A 21619-nucleotide genomic window follows, 5' to 3' on the forward strand; every position below is an offset into this window, starting at 1 on the left:
CGATCCGAGAGACGCTCCTGCTGCTGATTGACCACGTAAGGCGAGTGGGTCCCGGTTCCAGTCTTTCCGCAATTTTCATTCTACAACAGTCACTCTCGCCTCGGAGACGACACGCTCATCGGTACTGTCGATGCCGGCCTCAACCGCCAGCGCGTACTCACTGGGTGACGCGTCGTCCGGAACGGCCACGGTCAGGTTGCCAGTAACCGAATCAGCAACAGGGTCCCAGACGAGTTCTGGCGGATAGGACTCCCGTACGGCGGTCGGTTCCGGTTCGAAACCCTCGTGTGTCACCTGCCAGTTTTCGGGGATTTCGGCCAGCTGCCAAGTCAGGACGCCGACCGACGAGGCCTGCACCTCGATTCTCGCCGTCCCGCCGGGCGCGGCGGTTGCGTCTGCGGTTTCGATGGTGAGTCCGCTGTCCGAACCGCCGCCAGGAGCCCCACAGCCGGCCAGATAGAGCGTCCCGACCGAGAGAGCGAGCATCGTTCTCCGGGTTCGCATACCGGCTGTTCCAGCGGCCGGGGGAAAACGGTTCGCACGGAACTGCTCGAACCTGTGTCGCGTTCGGATGGCGGCGCTGTTCGCAGTGGCGTCAATCGAGGAATCACTAGCCGGGAAAGCTGTACATCCGTGTTACTTCACCACGGATATGTCTAAAAGGCGATCATGAATACCAGAGTCTGGAATGTAGCGGTCAGATGATTGTCCCGCCGCTCGGAGGATAAACTGCCATGCCAGGCACCGTAACCACGGTCATGTTACAGACGGGTGGTCCCGCGATATCCGCCGAGGCAGCCAGCTATCTCGCCGGGGGACTCGCAGCCCTCGCCGTCGGGTTAGCGGCGCTGGGCTCCGGGTTCGCCGAGCGTGGTATCGGCGCGGCGGCTGTCGGGGCCATCGCCGAGGACCCCGATATGTTCGGCCGAGGACTCATCCTCACCGTGCTGCCCGAGACGCTTGTCATCCTCACGCTGGTGACGGTGTTCGTCGTAACGTAGCAAAACAGCCAACCTAACGGTCGACCCACTTTTTCAGTGGCTCGGGCGGTTTTGATACTGAACGTCGACGAGGGTAAGACGCGACGGGCCGCTTAGATGAGGTCCGCCTCGGCCAGTCGGTCGACGGCTTCCTGCAGTCGCTCCTTGCTGTTGGCGTAGGAGATGCGGGCGTAGCCGGGGGTCCCGAACGCGGTTCCGGGGACGGTGGCGACCTGAGCCTCGGAGATAGCCTGGTCACACCACTCGGTATCGTCGCCATCCGGCGCGATTTCGGGCATCATGTAGAACGCGCCCTGTGGTTCGGGGACGTGAACGCCGTGGTCCTCGAACAGGCCCATGAGGAACTCGCGGCGCTCGGCGAAGGCCTGGCGCATCTCCTCGACGGCGTCGTCCGTGTTCGTGATGGCCTCGACGCCAGCGTGCTGGACGAAGTTCACGGCACACGAGACCGAGTGGGAGTGGACCTTGCCGGCCTGTGAGACGAGTTCTTCCGGAGCCGCGAAGTACCCCAGCCGCCAGCCGGTCATCGAGTACGCCTTCGAGAAGCCGTTCAGCGTGATGGTCCGGTCTTCCATGCCTTCGAGCGTGCCAAGCGAGACGGCTTCGACGCCATCGTAGGTAATCTCCTTGTAAATCTCGTCGGAGATCACCGTGATGTCGTGCTCGACGGCGAGGTCACGGACGCCCTCCATCGCCTCGCGAGAGTACACCGCTCCGTGGGGGTTACCCGGGGAGTTGACGACGAGCAGTTCCGTCTCGTCGGAGACGGCGTCGGCGAGGTCGTCAAGCGCGCCTTCGAGCTGGAAGTCGTGGGCGGCAGTGTCGACGCGGGTCAGCGTCCCGCCGGCGAGTTTCGCCATCGCCTCGTAGGACACCCAGGCCGGGTCGAGCAGGGCGACCTCGTCGCCGTCGTCGATGATGGTCTGGAAGATCTCGTACAGCGCCTGCTTACCGCCCGGCGTGACGATGAGGTTGTCCGGGCCGTACTGGGTGAGGCCGTCGTCGTGAAGCTTGTCGGCGATGGCCTCCTTCAGTTCGGGGATCCCGTTGGAGGACGTGTAGCCGGTGTGGCCGGCGTCGAGTGCGTCCTTGGCGGCGTCTTTGATGTTTTCGGGCGTATCGAAGTCGGGTTCGCCGACGCTGAGGTCGACGACGTCTTTCCCCTCGGCTTCGAGTTCTGCGGCCTTGTTGCTGATCGCGAGGGTCGCGCTCGGTTCTACACGTTCGACGCGGGAAGCGAAGTCCATAGTCATTGTTCGAGTTCGGTGGCGAGTTCGATTGCACTCCGGACGGCCGAGGCCCCCTTGTCAGTTCGGGCCTCGGCCTCCGCTTGGCTCATGCCCGGGCCGATAATGCCCAGCGTGACGGGGGTGTCGCGGTCGAGAGACACGTCGGTCAGCCCCTGCGCGGCGGCGTTGCCGATGACCTGGTCGTGGTCAGTGTCGCCGCTGATGATCGCGCCGAGGACGGCCACAGCGTCGACATCCGACCGGCGCGCGAGCCGGTCAGCTGCCAGGGGCGTGTCGTAGGCCCCCGGGACGTCAACCGATGCGACAATCTCGGCATCGTTGTCGGCAGCGGCCTCGTGAGCCCCGTGCTCCATCTCCTCGATAACGGCCCCATGTTTATCATACTGAGCGACAACCAGCCCGAGTTGCACCATACCTGACTCCCGGGCAGGGGCGACTAAAGAACTACCGTTCCGTGCCTGTGTGGCCGCAGGTCGACTGTGCCGGTATCGTCGGCGGACGGGTAGCTTAAAAACCTGTTATAGAAACCAGAAGGATTCTAATGTCCCATGTGCTTGAGCCAGATATGGCTGAGTCGTCCCTGCTGTCTGCCCTCCACGATATCCGGGACCGGAACCGATCCTGGTTCGCGGACGACCCCCGCGCAACCGTGAAGCTCGTCGTCGCCGTGACAGTTCTCGGTCTCGTCCTCAGAATCGCGGCACTCGGGAGCCGCGTCGCCCACTTCGACGAGGGGCGCGTGGCCTACTGGGCGCTACATCTCCGCGATTCCGGGTCGTTCGCATACCGCTACATCATCCACGGCCCGTTCATTCAGCACGTCGATAGCTGGCTGTTCACTATCGCTGCGCCGACCGACTTCACGATGCGGCTCCCGGTCGCGATTGTCGGCGGCCTCCTCCCGCTGACGGCGCTGCTCTTTCGCGAGCACCTCCGGTCCGACGAGACTGTCCTCATGGCCGCGTTTCTCGCGCTCAATCCCGTCCTCCTGTACTTCTCGCGGTTCATGCGCAGCGACGTGCTGGTCGCGGCGTTCATGTTCACCGCCTTCGGCCTGCTCGTCCGGTTCGCCGACACCCGGAAGGCTCGGTATCTCTACGGCGTTGCCGCGTTCATGGCGCTCGGGTTCGCTTCGAAGGAGAACGCCATCGTCTACGTGCTGACGTGGCTCGGCGCGACTGGCCTCCTGCTGGCGAAGGTGCTCGTCCTCCCGAACGGCTACCGCGACGCCGTCGGCTTCCTCCGGACCGTCCCGAGCATCGGTGCAATCTGGGGCCGGCTTCGAGGGCGCTTCTGGGCAGACGTGCATCTGGGCCGCGATATCATCCGCTCGTTCCGTGACCGCCACGATAGCGCCGCCTCCGTCCTCGCAGCATACGCGAGTCATATCGTCCTCGCCGCGCTGGTGTTCGGTCTCGTTTCGCTGTTTTTCTACGCCCCCCGCGGGGCTGGTGTCGCGGGTATCGAATACCCGCCAGCGCCGGCCGCCAGCGGCGACGTGAACTTCTGGTCCGGCGTGACGAACCCGTCGCTGTTCCCCGAACTCGTCCAGACCACCTGGGAGCGCGTCGCTGACCAGTACAGCGAGTGGTTCTCGCCGGCCTCCGAAAAGACCACGACGACGGATACCGGACTCGTCGGGTCCATCGAGACGTTTTACGAGAGCGTCGACGGCCACTACGAGGTGCTGTTGAAAGCACTAGGCTACACCGCGGCACCGCTGCTCCTGTTTTCGATGTTCGGGTACGCGCTCGACCGACTCGGAACGGTCAAGCCGCGCCATCTCGTCCCGTTCGCGGCCTACGGTGGCTACGTCTCGATTCTGGGGTACCCCATCGGAACCGACATCGGCGCGCCGTGGCTCGCTGTCCACGTCGTCGTCCCGCTGTCGATTCCGGCCGCCGTCGGACTCGCTGCTGTGATCCGGTGGGGCAACGAATCGCTGTCGACTGACGACGTGACCGGCGCTGCCATCGCCGCCGCCATCGTTCTGCTCGTCACTGCACTCGTCGTCAACACAACCGCAACGCGGGTGTACACGAACGAGCATCTGGAAGGGAATCCGCTGGTCCAGTACGCCCAGCCACAGGAATCGCTCCGTGCGGATCTGGCGGAAATGGACCGGATCGCGACGGCCCACGGAAACGGCACCGATGTCGTCATGTACCACGGAGAACGCGGCGACGCCTACGACAGTGACGACGCGTACGTCAAGGAAGACCGCAGTCAGTGGAACGACTCGTGGTGGAACACCAGACCGATCTGCCTGCAGTGGCACAACTCGCTGCCGCTGCCGTGGTACTACGCGGCTGACGACGTGAACGTCTCCTGTGAGACCCGCCCCGACATGCTCGCCGAGCAGGCGCAGGCGGATCAGCCGCCGATAGTCATCACCCAGCAGATCGACAGCACAGTCCCTACCGAACAGCTCGAAGCCGCCGGGTACGTACCCAAAACACACCGGATGCGGACAAAGTACAGCTCGAACGACATGACGGTGTGGGTTCACGAGTCCTACGGCCGAGAACCGAACCGTTAACCCTGCTGCTGTGAAAGCGCGCGGTATGACGCTCACGTCACCAGGGCCGACCGTCGGCGTGGTCGGCGGTGGCCAACTCGGCCGGATGCTGGGCGAGGCGGCCGCGCCGCTTGGCCTCGAACTGCTCGTGACCGACCCGACGCCGGACTGTCCGGCCGCGCCGGTCGTCCGCGACCAGATCGTCGGGGACTTCGACGAAGAGGCGACCCTGCGGGAACTCGCCGAGCGCGCCGACTACCTCACCTTTGAGATCGAACTGGCCGATCCGGACGTTCTCGAACGGGTCGCCAAGGAGACGGGGACGCCGGTCCATCCCGCTCCCGAGACGCTCCGGACGATTCAGGATAAGCTCGTCCAGAAGCGCCGGCTGTCCGAGGCCGGCGTTCCTGTCCCCGAGTTCCGCGCCGTCGACACCGCCGAAGACCTCCGCGAGGCCTGCGAGGAACTGGGCTACCCCGTGATGCTCAAGGCCCGGACCGGCGGTTACGACGGCCGCGGAAACATCCGCGTCGAGGGCCCGGAGGCCGTCGAGGCCGCTGTCGACGACATCGCCGGCCCCGCGATGGTCGAGGAGATGGTCGACTTCGAGCGGGAACTGGCGGTCATGGGCTGTCGCGGTGCGGACGAGCGGGACACGTTCCCGGTCACCGAGACGATTCACCGCGAGGAGATCCTCCGGGAGTCCGTCGCGCCGGCCAGAGCGTCACGAGCCGTCCGCGAGCGCGCCCGAGAGGTCGCTCACGACGTGCTCGACGTAATGGACGGCCGCGGCGTGTTCGGCATCGAACTGTTCGAGACGACCGACGGCGAGATCCTGCTCAACGAGATCGCGCCCCGACCACACAACTCTGGCCACTGGACTATCGAGGGGTGCCACACCTCGCAGTTCGAGCAACATTTGCGGGCCGTCACCGGCCAGCCGCTGGGGTCGACCGACCAGCGGTTCCCGACCGTGTCGACCAACATCCTTGGAGACGTGACCGAGCGCCAGTCGGCGGAGCTACGGGGCGAAGACGGCGTGCTGGAGACGCCGCGAGCACACCTGCACTGGTATGGCAAGCGCGAAGTGTACGCTCTCCGGAAGATGGGGCACGTCACACTGACCGCCGACGACCGCGACGGCTTGCTTGACGACGCCCGCGAACTCCGTGACGGCCTGACTTTCGAGTGAGCGACACGGACTGACCACGGAGTTCCCCGCAGTCCGGAACCGAGCGGTCTTTGACTATGCGGTCCTGAGTCGTAGTATGGAGCGACGGGATTTCCTCCGTGCGGCCGGTCCAGTGGCAGTCGCAGGGCTCGCCGGCTGCCTCGGCGGTGGGAGCGCTGACACCGACTACGACGTTGGGATGTCCGCGAAGGCGTACCGCCCGGTTCGGATCGCTGTCGAACCGGGGACGACCGTGCGGTGGCTCAACACGAGCAAACAGGGCCACTCGGTTACGGCCTACGAGGACGAAATCCCCGACGAGGCCGACTACTTCGCCTCCGGCGGCTTCGACACCGAACAGGCGGCCCGCGACAACTGGGGGAGTTCCTCCGGCGGGACGATGTACGAAGGCGACGATTTCACGCACACTTTCGAGGAGCTTGGCGAGTATCCCTACTTCTGTATCCCGCACGAACGAGCTGGGATGGTCGGGACTGTCTTCGTAACCGAAAATCCTGAAGCGTCGACAAACAGCGAGTAGCGGCGCTGCTTTCGGGAATGGCTGTCTCAGTTTTCTCGGGTTGAATCCGTCATCGAGATACCGACCAACGGCTCGTCGTCTTCGTCCTCGTCTCCGACGCTGACCGTCAGGACCGGCATCGGGGCGACGCGGACAACCTTTTCGGTGACACTCCCGAGGAGGTACCGGTCGTATCCGGTCCGGCCGTGAGTCCCCATGATAATGAGGCTAATATCGTTTTCCGTGGCGTAGGCGACGATCCCAGCTGGCGGGTTCCCCCATCGAACCTCGCGGATCGTGTCGAGCCCAGCATTGAGTGCCCGCTGGGCGATTGCTTTCGTTGCGTCTTCTCCGTCCGCGGTGAGCGTCTCCTCTACGCGCTGTTGTACGTCGTCGGGAATCGACCCGTATGCCCGGTCGTCGACGACGTGGAGGACGTGCACCACAGCCTCGCACCGCTCGGCCAGTGCGATGGCGTGATCGGCGACCTCGCGCATATCGCCGCTCCCGTCAGTCGGAATCAGCACTGACTCGTACATGTGGTATAATAACACACACCACAGTATAAACCCATGTCTACCGTCTCGCCAGTAGGTACTTTGTCTTACGACGAAGGAAAATCGAACGTCAGTGCTGAAACGCTTAGGCTTCGACGTCGACGTCTTCTTCGTCCACGTCGACGGCCGTCTCCTCTTCGGCGGCGACTTCTTCCGGCCGCGCTTCGAGCGTGGTCTTCTTGATCTCGACGCGTCGGAGCGGGTAGATGTCCTTGGCCTCACCGTAGATGGCTGAGGACAGTCGGCCCTCGACGACGCTGTCGACGAGCTCCTCGAAGGTACGGTCTTTGGCCGTCTCGCGAACGAGGTCGATCATCGTTCGGCGGATGGCCTTCTCCTGGGAGGCGTCGGCCTTCTTCGTCGTCACGGCGACGGGCTGGATCTGGACGCGGTAGTCGTCCGTCGTCAGCACGGTAATGTAGGCCTCGACCTTCGAGGAGCCCCGTCGGACGAGCGAGCGGAGGTAGTCCCGCGTGAGTTCGTGGCGGATGAACTCCGTGTACGCCGTGTCCGAGGCGACCTCGTTGATCTTGAAGGTCAGCTTCGTGTTGTTCTCGCTGGCGTCGTTGGTCAGTTCGCCGAGCGTCGTTTCAATGGTGCGTCCGAGCACCTTGTCCGGTTCGTCTGCCGGTGTCTTACCGAGAACCTCCCGGTCGAACTGCTCGGGAGCCTGCACGGTGTACCACCGTTTCTGTTCTGTGCGCTTGGAAACGCTTCGTTCACTCATGGTTGGATTGTGTGTGTTGGTCTGCGAGCTGTGCTGCAACCCGGATGTTGACGACGTAGTCGTCGACGGTCGCCTGCAGGCCGCCGGTCGAGTCGCGTTCGACGGTCGTGACAACGGCGTCGCCCTCGACGCGCGTGGTCATCTCGTCGGTGTTGTCCGGTTGCACCGCGCGTGCGACGCGTTCGGGCGAGTCGTGTGTCGTGCGAATCTCGGCCCGTCTCATACTGCCTCCCGGAACGCTTCGATGAAGTCGGCCGTTGATACGTCGAACCGGGCGCGTGCCCGGTCGCCCGTCCCGACGGCGTCGCCGCCGACCGTCTCGGCGGCTGCGTGCATCGTCTCGGCCACGTCTCGTCCGTCCGTAGCGCGGGCCGCGGCCTGATCGTCGGTGACGACGAGCGTCACCGGTTCCGGCGCGCGGTAGTCCGCGAACAAACGGGCGACGGTGCCGGTCGGCATTGCGTCGCCGCGGGCCACGAACAGGCCGTCGTACCGGCCTGTGGTCGCCTCGGACACTGCTCCGTGGGCGCGCGCGGTGTGAGTCCGCCACGCGTCCAACGCGTCCTCGTTGACAGCCTCGTGGCCGAGCGCGAGCGCGACGGCAGTGCCCGGCTGTTCGCGGGCGACGGCGTCGAGCACGTCGGCGTAGCCACCGACTGTCTCGAAGGGGCCGCCTGTTGTCGGACGAAGCGCGCGCTGGACCGCATCGGCGGCCCGTGGCGGCGCGTCCGCGGTGACGGCCAGCGCGACCAACGACGCGAGGCGTCGGTGGTCATCGGCCGAGAGGTCACCCACACGAACCGAGTCCGCGTCGAGACCCAGGTCGGCGAGCGCGGCCCGCGCTGCGTCGGCGTCGCCCGAGAAGGGCGCGACGAACAGCGTCGAGTGGGCCAGCCCATCTGCGAGGTCTGCCGTCGGCACGGCGACGCCGGGCCGGCGGTCGAATCCCGCCTGCTCGGCGGCTTCGGCGACGGTCCCGTCGACCGCCCCGGCGGCAATCGTGCCAGCCAGGGCGAGCGCGGGGTCGGTCGTGCCGAGTTCGCGAGCGGTCTCGAAGGCGGTCGCGGCGGCGCGGTCGGTCAGCGTCACGTCGGCGGTCGGTTGCGTGCGACCGATGGCGACAGTGATGTCGGTCTCCGTGGTCCGGTCAGGGTCCTCGAACGGGCGGACGACGCTCGCCTGAAACGGCGTGTCATCGAGCGCCCGTGCCAGCAGGCCAGTCGCAGCCAGTGCCTCGCCGGTTGCGTCGCTGACGAGGCGCACGAAGGTGGCCTCCCGTAGCGACCCGGCAAGGTCATCGGGGGACGTGGCTGGCGTCGGTTCCCGACCGGTCGCCGACATCTATTCGAGACCCAGCGCCTCGACGGCGTTGTCGTAGCTGTAGGTGAAGTCCTCGTCGACTTCGTCACCGCGGTAGTAGTCGATGAGGCGTCGGATCTTCGACTGCGTGTTCTGGAGCGCACGCTTGTTCTGGTAGTCACCGGGGTTCTCGTCCATGTGATCGCGAAGGCGGACGGCCCGTTCGAGCAGGTTCCGAAGGTCCTCCGGCAGGTCCGGTTCGGCTTCGTTCTCCTCGAGGATCTCGGTGACTTTCTTGCCGGTCGCGAGCGAGACGTCAGGGATCGGCGTGCCCTGAACGCCCTCGTCGCGCAGCTTCAGGCCGATCTCGCTAGGCGAGTGGCCCTGTTCGGCCAGTTCGACGACGCGCGCTTCGATTGCGTCCTCGTCGACGTCGCTCCACTCCGGGGGTTCGTCTGCCGCCGGTTTGTCCGAGTCGGACGAACCGCGGCGGCGTGTATGCATTCGTGCCATTGTAATCTGGTTGGAACCGCACGAACCGCTCTCGTTACGAGGCGTATTGGCACTGTACAGTGCCGAACACGGCCGCAATCCCGAGCTATGAAAGTCCATAGCGAGTCAGATTTGCGGTCGTGCTGTTCCCGTTTCCCTATCTGAGAGGGCGCGACTAAACCGTTCCGCTTCCCGGCCGCGTCTCGAAACGAGGACACCGTCTCAAATCCGGTTCATAGGCGAAAGACTTCGAAGTATTACAATTGATAACTTGCCCACCTCGTTTAAATCGTTTGCCGGGGTATGTGCGTAGTATGGATAGCACTGGGTGGAGACTCGGAAGTCGTGGACAAAGTGCTCCGCTCGGGCTCGCGCTTGTTTTTGCGGTGATGATTATATCGACGACGGCGGTCGTTGCGCTGGGTGCTGACGCAATTACAAGCACGCAGACGCAACTCGACGCGGAACGGACCGAGAAGTCGCTGACGGAACTCAATTCCAAAACCGCGCTCGTGGCACTGGGACAGACAGACGTGCAACAGGTCTCCCTTCCCGCGAGCAGTTCGAGTACCTATCGTATTGACGAGGATGCGGGGTGGATGAACGTCTCCTATCGGAATACAACGTCCGAGAATCGGACAACTGTGTTCAACGAATCGATGGGTGAGGTGGCGTATCACGGCAGTGATGAAACGCGACTCGCGTATCAGGGCGGCGGCGTCTGGCGGTCCAACGGCGATGGAACGTCGGTGATGGTATCCCCACCGGAGTTTCACTATCGGGACGCGACGCTAACGCTCCCTCTCGTGACAGTGAGTGGATCTGGAGCAATCAAAGACAGCGCGTCGATCTCCCACAACCGAACGACGTCGCACTTTCCCAACAGTACGCGCAACGCGAACTTCACGAACCCACTTGAAAACGGGAAGGTCAACGTTACCGTCCAGAGCGATTACTACCGTGCGTGGGGCGGGTACTTCGAGGAGCGAACGGACGGTGACGTGACGTATCATCCCGATAGCAATCGTGTTTCGATCATTCTCAAGGTCCCTGCAGGGCCGCGTACGGTCCGGAACGCCGTCGCCGCGACGAGCGACTCCGGTTCGATCAAACTGAGCGGGAACGACGCATTTACCAACAGCTATACTTCGGCGGATGGGGACGGGTACGACGCCTCCGAGGCTGGTGATGGCGGCAATCTCACGACGGCAGGTGATGTCATCGTAACCGGGAGTGCGGAACTGAACGGAAACATCACCTCAGGCGGGCGCGTCGAATTCAGTAGTAACTCGATGACGTTCAACGGCGACCGGGTAGAATGGGCGGACGCGTTCGACGACAAACACGGCGCGTGTACAGGGTCCTGTTCCGACGAACAGATCAGTTCGTTCGGCGAGACTACCAACATCAACTCTCATGTCGACACACAGGTCGACGATCTCTCGTCGTCGAACGATAACGCGGGAACGATAGCCGACGACGGCGTCATCGACGGTACGGAGGGGACGACGACGCTGTCTGCCGGCAGGTATCACATCAACAAAATCGACTTGAGCAACGACGTCGAGTTCGACACGACTGGTGGAAACGTAATCATTGGCGTCGAGAACTACGTGAGTCTCAATACCGGGAACGACATCACAGTGTCTGGCCCGAATCAGGTCAAGATATACATAAAAGGCGGATCGCCCGCGTCTGGCGGGAGCGCCGACGGCTATCACTTCTTCACACGGGCGAGTGAGATTAGGACAACCGGTGCGGTCAGTGAGCGGTCGACACAGGTGTGGATCTACGGGAAAGATAACCTTCAGGCTCGGATGGAGAAGAAAGGATCAGATAAGTCCAGAGTCACGGGTGTCATCTACGCGCCGGGTGGAGAGTCCGGAACAAGCAGGTTCGAGATCTGGAAGAGCGACCTCTACGGTGGTGCGGTCACCAGCCAAGTCGAACTCCAAAAAGGTGGCCGGGTCCACTTCGACCAGGCACTCAGACAAGAGCGCACACTCCCCAGAGACACGAGCGTGGTCGCGATCACCTACCTCCACATCTCGACGAACGACGTCAATATTACATCGAACTGACAGCGGACACACCCACTTCATCACTATCAGAAGTAATAGCACTTGACGTCGATCGGTTCCTGCTGTGGCCGGCATAAACAGCCACTGGTGGCGACTGTTCAGAATTCGGCCAGCAATCTTATCAACCATGATAACTACTGTCGGATAATGCACTTCCCCTGGGGCCAGGAACGCGCGCAATCAGCCCCGCTCGGGCTGTTACTAGTTCTCAGTCTCGTCATTGTTGGATCCGGCGTCGTTGTCAGCCTGGGAGCGACGGCGCTGGTCGATACTGAGGCTGGGCTCGATGTCTCGCGGGCGGAGACGGGGATGACTCAGCTGGACTCTCAGGCGGCGCTGGTGGCGCTCGGGAACGCTGACAGCCAGCGGGTATCACTCGTCGGGACAGACCAATCCACGTACCGAATCGACGACACTGCGGGTCGGATGACGGTCAATATCACCAACCACTCCGCTTCGCCCTCGACGACAAGGACGCTGATGGATGAGCGACTCGGCGCGGTTGTCTACGAGAACGGGAATCAGAAAGTCGCCTATCAGGGAGGCGGGGTATGGCGGCGCTCCGACAGTGGTAGTGTCATGGTTTCACCGCCGGAGTTCTACTACCGCGACGCGACGCTGACACTGCCGCTCATCACTGTCCGCGGTGATCGCTCGCTTGGCTCACGGGCGAGCATTACGAAGGACAGTACGACGCAGGTGTATCCCGACCAGGCAGCCGGGAACGTCAACCCGCTAGACACGGGGACGGTCAACATTACCGTCGAGAGCGAATACTACCGGTCTTGGGGGCGTTACTTCGAAGAGCGGACTGACGGCGACGCGTACTACGACCACGAAAACGACAGCGTGACCACGACGCTGGTCGTGCCGACGGGGCCGCGAGAGGTGACGAGTGCTGTCGCGGCCACCTCCGCCGGCGGACAGATTACGCTCTCCGGCAGTGGTACCGACCCCGCTCGAACGGATAGCTACAACTCGTCTGTCGGCGACTACTCGAGTACAGTGGGATCGTTCGGAACGATCACCACAGCCGGTGACGTCTACGTGAAAGGGAATAGCGAGGTGGACGGCACTGTTCGGTCCGGTAACCGGGTCGAGGTCAAAGGCAGCGGCGTCGTCACCCGTGACGTGGAATACTCGAGCACGAAGCACATCAAGGGCACTGTCAACGGCGATGTCAGCCAGATCTCGGGCGTCGAGGGAGCCGGCGCTATCGACGGCCTAGTGAATCGACGAGTCGCCAACGCAAGCGATGCCAATGACAACGGCGCGACCGGCAGCATTTCCGGCAACCAGCTTGTCACTGGCGACCAAACGCTGGACGCGGGCACATACTACCTTGAAGATCTGACGCTGGACGGCGAGACGCTGACGGTTAATACGGGTGGTGACGACGTGACCATCGCCGTCCGGGACTACGTCTACATCGAAAACAGCGGACGGATCAAAGTCAACGGTGACGGGAAAGTCCGCCTCTACGTCAAAGGCGAAGCCACGTCCCCCAGCGGTCACCACTTCCACATCTATCGTACCGGGGACATCGATGTCGATACCGCGCAGAACTCGACACAGTTCTGGGTGTACGGCAAGTCGGACTTCGACGCCGTCATCGAGGGGGACACTGCTACTCCGCAGTTCGAGGGCGTGATTTATGCACCTGCCGGTGGCGTCGGTGCCAGCAGTGTCCTACTCAAGAAGGCGGAACTGTACGGCGGCCTCGTCGCTGGGTCCGTCACGGTCGATAACGGCGGGCTGGTCCATTACGACCGGGCGCTCAGAAGCGAGCGAGCCGTCCCGAAGAACACGAACATCATCCGGCTGACGTACCTCCACGTCTCAGAGAACCGAATCAACGTAACCAGCGGGTAGTCGACCGATTACTGGTCGATTTCGACCGCGATGTCGTGGTAGACGACGTACGTCCGCTGGATGTCACCGGAGGACGACGTGAAGTTACACCAGCCGTTGGCCGCGCACGTGAACCCTTCGCGCTCGAAGTACGACTGCCAGAGCTTCTCGCGTCGTGGATCGGAGTCGACACTGACGTTGACATGTTCGATGTTGCCACCGGTATCAGCGAACGAGACGTTGCTGTTCCGGTGGCTTGTCCGGACGAGCACCGTCGACCCACCCAGACTCTGCTGGCCACTGGCGGTCGTGCCGACCACGGTGATGAGTACGCGGTCATCTGAGACGAGTATCGGCGGCGTTCGCTTTTGCACCCCACCGTCCCGGTTCGTCCGATACACTGCCCCGGCCTCGTATACGATCTCCCGCTCCTGATTGCCGGCGTAGATGATCGGGCGTATCTCCCAGGTCCCGACGTCTTTGGGAGCGATCCCGTCGTGGACCTGTACCGATATCGTCGTGTTTTCGCCTGTCCTGAGCGATGCCTCGCCGAGGCTGACCTCTGTGGCACGGCTCGGTGCACCCTGCTTGTGGAGGTCCGCGATGTTGTCCGAGAGCACATCGAATGCCCGCTCAGCGTTCTCCATCTGCTCCGCGTCCCGAGCGTTCTGTAACGCCCCCAGGCCGCTCACTGAGACGAGGATAATCGACGCGACGATGAGGCTGAACACCAGGGCAAAGCTCAGTACTTCACTTACGGCGCGATCAGCCATTTTGGACCTCCAGTCGGTCGTTCGATTCGTCGTAGAACACGGTTACCACACCGCCGCCAGCGGTGGAGTCCCCCAGGTCTGTCCTCGTTTTGAGTGACACTGTCACGGACACCTCCGGCGATGTCGATTCGAGCGTTAGTTCATCGGCAGCGGGGTCAATTGAGACCCGGTAGCCGGACCCACTCACCCGCGCCGGGAACGCGTGGTTCAGTCGCACAGTTGGGTCGTTGTCGGCAGCGACCACCAGCCGATCAACACGAGCGATGTCAGAGGCTACCTGCTGTCCGATGACTTCGAGTTCATCCCTGATGACCTGTTCCTGCCGATTCTCGACGAAGTTGCCGCCGGCAATGAGGAGGCCAGACACCAGAATCGAGGCGATGGCCAGACTCAGCGTGTAGCTCAGCGTCGTCGAGACGGCGCGGTTACGACGCATCTGGCTCACCCGGGGCCACCCGTATCTTTGCCTCGTACCGTAAATTAGAGGTGTCGTAGCGGTAGCGGACAGTCGCGTTATAGATCGCGATAGTGCTGAACGGCGATTTGGGCGCTGTATCGAGCGTGTTGGCTGGCGTGCTATCGCGGACGACCATCGAGTAGTTCCCCCTGATCTGGTCGCCCCGCTTGTAGGTGATGTTGTACTCGTCGCCGACGCCGTGGGCGAACCGCCCGTCGAAGCTTCCGTCTTGGAGTGCGAGACACGGCTCGCCCTGGACTGTTCCGCCGGTCACGTCGATATGGGCGTACGGCTCCTCTATGGAGACGGAGCACATCTGTGTCCCACCAGACGGTGGTTCGACTTCCACGCTCACGGTTCCGCTGGGTCCGACAGCGCCCCAGACTCGCATCGCCCATTTCTGGTTGCTACTGGTGCTGTTCGCTGTGACGACGAACTCGCTTCCCGAACTCGGGAGTTCTGTCGCGTTGATTACGAACCGTCTGGTCGCGTTCGTTCCGTCACTTGGGCGCTTGATCCGCTCTCCGACCGTCCAATCGGTGCTTGGTGTCGCTTCGCTGGAGTTGAACACCGACGTATCGTTCTGGACGATCCGCGTGCCGTAGGTCGGCGAGCCAGCGAGTGTGACGTTGACTAGTGTCCCGCTCGTGACCCGCTGGCGTTCCGTCTGTGTACTGACAGTCCGGGTGCTCTCACGCACACCGGCTTTGAGTGTTGTTTGGTTCGAGTGGTTGTACCTGTTAGCTGCGGTGATTCCCTGTCCGACGTTCGACTCTACCATCGCCCGCATCCCCAGCGCGTCGTTGCTCCCGGCAACCTCACCCCGGCTCGCGAGGTTCTGCGTGTAGATCGCGGAGTTGACGACCAGCGCAAGGCCGATGAACGTCACTGCCAGCGCTAGCGCGGCGATGAGGATTATCTGTCCGCCTTCGTCGTCGTTCAGATGCGCCACGCGACCACCTCCACGCTGACCGTGTTGTAGACGTTCTTTCCGGTGTCCGAAACCGTATAATCGGTCGCTGGGTCACCGAGCCGCGTACTGTTGCGTGTCCCGTCTGCATCACGCAGGTGATCGTCGTCCATGAGTGTGATTGTGTGGCTCGCACGTACCGCGTTGTCGCTCGGTTCCCCGCTGTAGACGTAGCGGGTCGTGACGGTTTTTTCCTGCGTGTTCTGGAACCTGAGATAGACGTTGTACGCGATTCCCCGTTGGTCAAACGCGCGTTCTAACAACTCTCCGAACCGATTTTCCGGCGGCCCGTTCGTGTAGTACTCCCGGCCACCGGCCGTGTTGTGGAACTGCGCTGTGCTGTTGTCCCAGTAGAGCACAGCCGGCTTTAGCGCGTCCTCTGCCGCTGCCGAGGCAAGCACTCCATGGCCGATTGCCTGCTGTTGGTTCTCGATGTGCTGACTCGACGTACTCGCCGACAGCGGTGTCACCGCTGTCATCTGCAGCGCGAACACTAAGCTTGCCAGTAACAGCATTCCACTGACGATAGCTTCGAGCGTGTGTGCTTGCGCGCGCATGCTACCACATCACCACGCGGACTGTGACATCCTGCCCGTTCAGCGAGACCACTCGCAACGCAGTGACCGACGCGTCGTTGTTTGCCGGCGGGTTCCCGCCGGTCGTGAGTATCGTCCCACAGCCGGTCCCGGCTTCGACGAGTTCCTCGCTTGCTCCATCCCAGCAGAGCGTTTCATCGGCGGCTGCTGTTGTCGTCGCGTTTCCCCTGATTGTAACGTTCACGTTCTCCAGAGCCGGGTCGAGGCCGACCCGTTCCTCCACACTTCCGCCGGAGTCGTAGCCACATCCTGATGGTGGTGTGTTCCCAGCGAAGAACTCCTGCGTACAGTGCTCGTCCAAGACATACGGTTGCTGTGGCGAACCGAGCATCCCCATTGTGAGCCCGTCAGCCACTCTATCGGTCGTAACTGTCTCCTCTTGGACCCCCGCAGAAAACGGCGACAACAGCCCCGGAATGAACAGGAAAATGAATATCAGAACGCTCAGAAAGAGGCTCATACCGATTGCGAAGTCCAGCGTCGTCTGTCCGCGGCGGCGCTCTTCCATCCGAGGTAACTGGCCGACAAGCTGGTTGGTAGACTGCGTCTCGTTTCTCCTACGGTTCATAAGCCTGAGTCACTGAACTGAGATTACTGTAGGGATGGTATCAGGCGTTATAACCATTGTGGCCGTACTGTAACTCCGATTACCAGATCTGCGAACTCTCTGATAGGCGGATACATTACCGGGTTGAATCGAGACCGTGGGGCCGGTTCTCTATGTCCCCGTGCTTCGATGGGTTTAAGCAATCCCATCGGGAAGCAATCAGTGCACGCAAGGGCTCGTAGATCAGGGGTAGATCACTCCCTTGGCATGGGAGAGGCCCCGGGTTCAAATCCCGGCGAGTCCATCCTAATTTTACCACCGTAAATAGGGAATTTATATCACGGCGAGAGTGCCGTTTCTCCCTGTTTTCGGCACAATCGGGGTTCGAGGACCGTCCCCAGAGAAAGAGAGTTCATTGGAAACCCGGATGCAGCCCTCGCAGTCATGCGATTATTCTGAGGGAGTCTGTTTCTCTACCAGTTCTCGGAGGTGGTCGGCGTGTCCCTTAAACCCGATCTCGCCAAGCCTGCCGACTGGCCGTTCGCTCGTGATGAGTTCGTCCGTGCGTCTCGCCTCCTGGAGGCGACCGACGGCGATGTTCGGCGAGCTATCGAGCGCATTGAGGACGGTGGTCAGCAGTGACCAACGATCTTCCTGCCCGCCCGCGCTGTCGCTGGTGCGATAGTAGCGCGTCGGAACTCGTACCTGCCCCCTGCGCTCGCTGCTCGGTCGCTCTGGATCGCCTCAACGACCCCGGCGTTACCGCCGTCTCGAAAGAGGGGCAGGTGATTCGATGACGGACTGGTCGGCTTACGTCGCGTACTGGTGTCCCACCTGCCATAGCAACTGCATCAACCGGGAGGACCATCCAGCGACGCGAGCGAACCGGTGCAAGGATTGCTTCGATGTGCCCTCGACCGACACCACAAGCGAGGGCACGGGAGAGCTGGTCCGCCCGGAAACGCAGCGAAGCGAGCATCCCGGAACGGAGGACGAGCGCCAATCGCACTCCGCACCAGCTCGACCAGCTGGAAGCGCCCCTTCGTGGGTCGACCCGGAGGCCCGAGCTTTCCCCCCGAATCCGGAGGGTGAAGGGAATCGTCGGTGGGATTTGCAGGGCGACAGCGACGCCGTAGCCCAGACTGATGGTCGAAAATGAGCGTCGTCGAACCGCCCGGTCATTTGAGTGGTCTCGACCTCGCCGATAGATGTAACACCCCCGTCTTGGCAGATCTCCTCAACGACCGCGATCTTCTCGGCCACGGGCCACTGATCGACGGCGCACTCACAGAACGTGATACCGACCGCGTTCGCGTTGCGAAGTTCATAGCGGCACATCCCGAAGGCACGCCGCTGTCTCACGTCGTTTCCTATGCAGTGAAAGGAGTCGCACCGGACGCCTGCGAGCGCGTCGAAGGCTCCGACCCGGACTACCAGTTTGTCTACCGCTTCGTCGACGACCTCGTAGCCCCTGACCAGCCGTACGTGCGTAAATCACGCTCTGCTGGCGTTCTGATGGTCACCCCGACCCTCCGCCTTCTTGACTTGATATCAGAAGGCATTACTCAAACGGCCAACGCAGAGGGCGTTACGTACGATCGTGAATTCCTCCGCAACTACCTCACTAAGGTCGATTCTGTCGACGAGGACCTTCGGAAATTGCTGGTGGACGGTTTTACATCCTACCTCAATCGGATCAAAGACTACCGTCTGTTGTTCGACGTTCACTTCGTCGGTCGCACTGGTGACAAGACCACCAAGCGGATGACGAAGGACTACAAGACCCGCTTCAACGACTCCGGGCGCATCTCCAAGCAATTCGCGCGTTTCAACGGCGCTCTCGAATACGGTTACGATCACGCCGACAATGCCGTACTCACCACGCTGACCACCGACCCAAAACAGCACGACTCCCTGCTAGACGCGATCGATAGTATCAACGAAAACTTCAATCGACTCCTTTCGTACTTTGACTCCGATCCGTCGACGAAGGCCGACACTCGCAGCTCGGACGGGCGCAACTGGCGGCCCGATCTCGCCGATGACGTGACCGGTCGTCCCCGCTGTCGCCCGGACTATATCAAGGCCTTAGAGTTCACGGAGAAGGGCTATCCACACCTGCACGTGCTGTTTTTCGACGTGCCCACCCGCGAGTCCGACGGCCTGCCGTGGCTCTGCGACAAACAGGAGATCTCGGCGAAGTGGTCCGACTACGGACAGGGGCGGATCGTCGACACCTACCCGCTCGTCTATCGTGACGACCTAGATGACCTCGACGCCAACTTCGACACTGACGAAGGCTTCGTCGACTGGTACCGCTTCGGTGATCACGAACACACTGACGAGTGGGTTCGTGAACGAACGCGAGCGCACGAGCTGATCGATTTCGACGACGATGAACAGTCGATGGAATCTACAGCTGGCGCATACCTCGGCAAGTACCTGAGCGCGACGTTCGGCTCACTGCTCGACGCCACTGAATCGTTCGAGGAACCCGACGACGACGAACGTGAGGCGTTCGTCGACAAAGCGGCGACGTGGAAACTCGCGCTCTACTGGGTGACGAACCGGCGCTTCTGGTCCTGCTCGAAGCCAATCACCGAGGGTATCGACCCGAACGATCACTTGCACGACTCCGACGTTCGGCAGACTGTTCGTTGGTGCTCGCTCGACTCTGTGCAGGCTGCCAGTGAGCGAGAGATTCGAGACGACCTCGCCCGTCGACAGTGGAATGACCTCGACGATCTCGAATCTGCGGTAAAGCGGGCGATTGCCGACGTTGAACAGCCGCAGGTACGTTCAACACTGCCCGAGGAAGTGACATTTCAGCGTGTGATCGACTATATTGGGGCGTACGCATACTGGGATCTCCCCAGTAGTTGTATTAGACCACAAAATTACGATATGGCCCAAGTGGAATGAGTGTGAAAAACATCGATAATAATTTTTTCTTTAGACGAACGAAATTCTAAGCTATGTCATTACTACAATATTATACTGGATTGGCTACTGCAGCCAGTGTATTCGTTGGTATATTTACTGCTTATCTTGTAAATCGGCTATCCAGCCTTCGAGCTGAAAGAAGTCGTTTGGTCACGAGAATGCAATCTATCAATACTGAGCTAGAAGTGATTGATGAACGGCATGATGTGCATGAACATCTTTTAGAATCAACTGAAGATCGATGGAATAGGGAGGATGCTGAATCTCACGTAGACAATTTCATTGAATTCGATGTTGGAAGAGATTGGGATCCAGACCCAGACAACGTATCTTTGCAAGATGCATTTGAAGCAATGATAACCCACAGAGATCTTTCAAGAGATCAAATCACCGAGTACCATACAGAGGTGTTAGAAAACCGCTGGGAGGAATTAATTTCTGAGCTAACTCCTGATCGAGGTCTTGGCTCTGTTCCCGTAGATACGTCCGAATATGATGCAGCTAATATGGTAATTGAAGCACTTTGGAATATCTATGATCGAGAAAAATATGATATGAATGAGAATATGTATCTTGAGTTTAAAAAGGATCTTGAACAGCTCCAAAAAGAAAGAGAAAATTTGATAGAAGAGTTTGAAGCTTCAGACCCACAGCAGCTGAAGGAATCACTGAAATGGACCGTATTCCCTATCTTGTTCTCTGTTTCATCACCCATACTCTATTCTCTTCTCCATCAGACAGGACTCACACTGAGAACTCCAGACGTATTCACGATTATTGAGCCAGTGGTTATAACATTAATCTGGTTGGTAGGTCTTGTATCTTCATTGTATTTTTTGTGGAGAAAGATTTCTGAGACGCAAAATTCAATCCCAGAGTCCCCAATAGACTCCGGGGAAGCTGAGAACTCTTCCAATTAAAGGGAACTTGTGAAGTGTCTATATGTGGTAAGATATTCCACTCAAACGTATTTACAGCCGCTCTAATACCTGTTTTTACTTTCACTCCGGCTGTATTGCTAGTTAAGTACCCACCACTAGTTTTCTCGAATGCATGGCAACCCAAGAGACGCCATCCTTCGACGATCTCGAACCGGTCGACAACAGCACTTCTGACGACTACGATTCGGAGTGGATAGATCTCGAACCCGGCGAATCGGTCGTCGGTGAGATTCGGGAACTCTCGCCCAACTGCGGCAAGTACGACACGACTGTCATCGAGTTGGCCCGTGGCATCGGCGACGTAGTCGCAATGTGGTCGAACAGCCAGATCGACAACGCGCTCGACGACAACGACCTCGGTGAGGGCGACGTGGTCGGCATCAAGCACACCGAACAGACGAGTACGTTCACGAACGAGGACGGCGAGGAACAGGAGTACGACATCTGGAAGGTCCGGGAACTCCCTGCCGGAGGGCCTGAATGAGCTACCAGAGTCGCGCGAGCGGCATGGTGAGCGACTACATGAACATCCGTAGTCTGCCCGCCATGCTGTCGGTGGCATTCGTCGCGGCCAGCCTCTACCAGTTCGGCGGCATCACCACGGTCGAACTCCCGTGGCTGTCGTACACACTGACAACACAGCACTCGCTGCTGATTTCGCTCGGGGCCTTCGCTGCGGCGTTTGCCAGCTCCGAGACGAAGCAGTTCGAGTATTACGAGGACTGGGAGAAGATCGCCATTGCACTGGGTCCCGCTGTCATCCTCGGCAATGAGTATCTGCCAGCGGTGAACGACTTCCTCACTTCCCTCGGCGACCCGCTCGGGATGCAGCTGGCGTTCCTCGCCACGGTCGTCTCCTGGGGAGTCGCTGTTCAGTAAACCGATGATACGACGCTATTCTTTCGGAGGTGAACCACGATGAGTC

The 21619-nt window shown here is 61.0% G+C and carries 25 protein-coding genes and 1 tRNA gene; 13 read left to right on the forward strand and 13 right to left on the reverse strand.

All coding sequences use genetic code 11. The features are described from left to right. Positions 1–75: 75 nt before the first annotated feature. Positions 76–504: a hypothetical protein gene (locus tag C443_RS18415; RefSeq protein WP_049944139.1), complete on the reverse strand. Its 429-nt coding sequence runs from the start codon at positions 502–504 to the stop codon at positions 76–78. Between the two features lie 230 nt (positions 505–734). Here C443_RS18415 and C443_RS18420 point away from each other — a divergent pair, with 230 nt between their 5' ends. After that, a complete protein-coding gene (locus C443_RS18420; RefSeq protein WP_005538283.1) occupies positions 735–1001 on the forward strand; it encodes an ATP synthase subunit C in 267 nt (88 codons plus the stop codon). Between the two features lie 92 nt (positions 1002–1093). Here C443_RS18420 and C443_RS18425 read toward each other — a convergent pair whose 3' ends face one another. Both C443_RS18425 and ribH read right to left on the reverse strand, forming a co-directional pair. Next, positions 1094–2254: a pyridoxal phosphate-dependent aminotransferase gene (locus C443_RS18425; RefSeq protein ID WP_005538284.1), complete on the reverse strand. Its 1161-nt coding sequence runs from the start codon at positions 2252–2254 to the stop codon at positions 1094–1096. After that, positions 2251–2664: a 6,7-dimethyl-8-ribityllumazine synthase gene (ribH, locus tag C443_RS18430; RefSeq protein WP_005538286.1), complete on the reverse strand. Its 414-nt coding sequence runs from the start codon at positions 2662–2664 to the stop codon at positions 2251–2253. Before ribH ends, C443_RS18425 begins: the two co-directional genes overlap by 4 nt. 152 nt (positions 2665–2816) lie before the next feature. Between ribH and C443_RS18435 the strand changes: the two genes are divergently transcribed. The 3 genes from C443_RS18435 (at position 2817) to C443_RS18445 (ending at position 6481) form a co-directional block, all read left to right on the forward strand. After that, on the forward strand, positions 2817–4790 hold the full coding sequence (locus tag C443_RS18435) for a flippase activity-associated protein Agl23 (protein ID WP_005538288.1): 1974 nt from the start codon (positions 2817–2819) through the stop codon (positions 4788–4790). 25 nt (positions 4791–4815) lie between these two features. Then, positions 4816–5961, forward strand: coding sequence for a 5-(carboxyamino)imidazole ribonucleotide synthase (locus tag C443_RS18440; protein WP_005538289.1), 1146 nt, complete (start codon positions 4816–4818; stop codon positions 5959–5961). A gap of 76 nt (positions 5962–6037) precedes the next feature. Next, positions 6038–6481 (forward strand): plastocyanin/azurin family copper-binding protein, encoded by a 444-nt coding sequence (locus C443_RS18445; protein WP_005538291.1) that lies wholly within the window; start codon positions 6038–6040, stop codon positions 6479–6481. 26 nt (positions 6482–6507) lie between these two features. Here C443_RS18445 and C443_RS18450 read toward each other — a convergent pair whose 3' ends face one another. From C443_RS18450 to C443_RS18470, 5 genes are all read right to left on the reverse strand, one after another. Continuing rightward, complete coding sequence (locus C443_RS18450) at positions 6508–6999, reverse strand: universal stress protein (protein WP_005538292.1); 492 nt, start codon at positions 6997–6999, stop codon at positions 6508–6510. A 103-nt stretch (positions 7000–7102) separates the two neighbouring features. Further along, positions 7103–7744: a 30S ribosomal protein S3ae gene (locus tag C443_RS18455; RefSeq protein WP_004591699.1), complete on the reverse strand. Its 642-nt coding sequence runs from the start codon at positions 7742–7744 to the stop codon at positions 7103–7105. After that, complete coding sequence (locus C443_RS18460; RefSeq protein WP_005538295.1) at positions 7737–7967, reverse strand: KEOPS complex subunit Pcc1; 231 nt, start codon at positions 7965–7967, stop codon at positions 7737–7739. The genes C443_RS18455 and C443_RS18460 overlap by 8 nt, the downstream gene beginning before the upstream one ends. Continuing rightward, positions 7964–9085, reverse strand: a complete 1122-nt coding sequence (locus tag C443_RS18465) for a hypothetical protein (RefSeq protein WP_005538297.1) — start codon at positions 9083–9085, stop codon at positions 7964–7966. The genes C443_RS18460 and C443_RS18465 overlap by 4 nt, the downstream gene beginning before the upstream one ends. Further along, a complete protein-coding gene (locus C443_RS18470) occupies positions 9086–9556 on the reverse strand; it encodes a 30S ribosomal protein S15 (RefSeq protein WP_004957060.1) in 471 nt (156 codons plus the stop codon). A gap of 293 nt (positions 9557–9849) precedes the next feature. On the opposite strand from C443_RS18470, the gene C443_RS18475 reads away from it, so the two are divergent. Continuing rightward, positions 9850–11616 carry a DUF7289 family protein gene (locus C443_RS18475; protein ID WP_425554693.1) on the forward strand — a complete coding sequence of 589 codons (1767 nt, stop codon included), beginning with the start codon at positions 9850–9852 and terminating at the stop codon, positions 11614–11616. A gap of 147 nt (positions 11617–11763) precedes the next feature. Continuing rightward, entirely contained in the window at positions 11764–13488 is a 1725-nt protein-coding gene (locus C443_RS18480; protein ID WP_005538300.1) for a polymer-forming cytoskeletal protein, read from the forward strand. An 8-nt stretch (positions 13489–13496) separates the two neighbouring features. Here the strand turns inward: C443_RS18480 and C443_RS18485 are convergent, their stop codons facing one another. The 5 genes from C443_RS18485 to C443_RS18505 are packed head-to-tail and all read right to left on the reverse strand — an operon-like array spanning position 13497 to position 16831. Continuing rightward, positions 13497–14240, reverse strand: coding sequence for a DUF7289 family protein (locus C443_RS18485; protein WP_005538302.1), 744 nt, complete (start codon positions 14238–14240; stop codon positions 13497–13499). Then, positions 14233–14676 carry a DUF7266 family protein gene (locus C443_RS18490; RefSeq protein ID WP_005538304.1) on the reverse strand — a complete coding sequence of 148 codons (444 nt, stop codon included), beginning with the start codon at positions 14674–14676 and terminating at the stop codon, positions 14233–14235. Before C443_RS18490 ends, C443_RS18485 begins: the two co-directional genes overlap by 8 nt. Then, positions 14666–15649 (reverse strand): DUF7261 family protein, encoded by a 984-nt coding sequence (locus tag C443_RS18495; protein ID WP_005538305.1) that lies wholly within the window; start codon positions 15647–15649, stop codon positions 14666–14668. Before C443_RS18495 ends, C443_RS18490 begins: the two co-directional genes overlap by 11 nt. Next, a complete protein-coding gene (locus C443_RS18500; protein ID WP_005538306.1) occupies positions 15637–16224 on the reverse strand; it encodes a DUF7288 family protein in 588 nt (195 codons plus the stop codon). The genes C443_RS18495 and C443_RS18500 overlap by 13 nt, the downstream gene beginning before the upstream one ends. 1 nt (position 16225) lies before the next feature. Beyond that, positions 16226–16831, reverse strand: coding sequence for a DUF7287 family protein (locus C443_RS18505; protein ID WP_049944140.1), 606 nt, complete (start codon positions 16829–16831; stop codon positions 16226–16228). Positions 16832–17042: 211 nt separating this feature from the next. On the opposite strand from C443_RS18505, the gene C443_RS18510 reads away from it, so the two are divergent. From C443_RS18510 to C443_RS18525, 7 genes are all read left to right on the forward strand, one after another. Continuing rightward, a tRNA-Ala gene (locus C443_RS18510) sits at positions 17043–17114 on the forward strand. A gap of 194 nt (positions 17115–17308) precedes the next feature. After that, positions 17309–17452, forward strand: coding sequence for a hypothetical protein (locus C443_RS21545; protein ID WP_160163369.1), 144 nt, complete (start codon positions 17309–17311; stop codon positions 17450–17452). 151 nt (positions 17453–17603) lie between these two features. After that, positions 17604–17969 (forward strand): hypothetical protein, encoded by a 366-nt coding sequence (locus C443_RS21325; protein ID WP_152423068.1) that lies wholly within the window; start codon positions 17604–17606, stop codon positions 17967–17969. Beyond that, a complete protein-coding gene (locus C443_RS18515; protein ID WP_005538310.1) occupies positions 17966–19732 on the forward strand; it encodes a hypothetical protein in 1767 nt (588 codons plus the stop codon). The genes C443_RS21325 and C443_RS18515 overlap by 4 nt, the downstream gene beginning before the upstream one ends. 206 nt (positions 19733–19938) lie before the next feature. Beyond that, the gene (locus tag C443_RS21330; RefSeq protein WP_152423069.1) at positions 19939–20673 is read left to right on the forward strand and encodes a hypothetical protein; all 735 of its coding nucleotides are present in this window, start codon (positions 19939–19941) and stop codon (positions 20671–20673) included. 133 nt (positions 20674–20806) lie between these two features. Further along, positions 20807–21178, forward strand: a complete 372-nt coding sequence (locus C443_RS18520; protein WP_005538312.1) for a hypothetical protein — start codon at positions 20807–20809, stop codon at positions 21176–21178. Then, positions 21175–21573 (forward strand): hypothetical protein, encoded by a 399-nt coding sequence (locus C443_RS18525; RefSeq protein WP_005538314.1) that lies wholly within the window; start codon positions 21175–21177, stop codon positions 21571–21573. The genes C443_RS18520 and C443_RS18525 overlap by 4 nt, the downstream gene beginning before the upstream one ends. Positions 21574–21619: the final 46 nt, after the last annotated feature.

Origin of the sequence: Haloarcula argentinensis DSM 12282 (genome assembly GCA_000336895.1) — an archaeon.
In the GTDB taxonomy this organism is placed as follows: Archaea; Halobacteriota; Halobacteria; order Halobacteriales; family Haloarculaceae; genus Haloarcula; species Haloarcula argentinensis.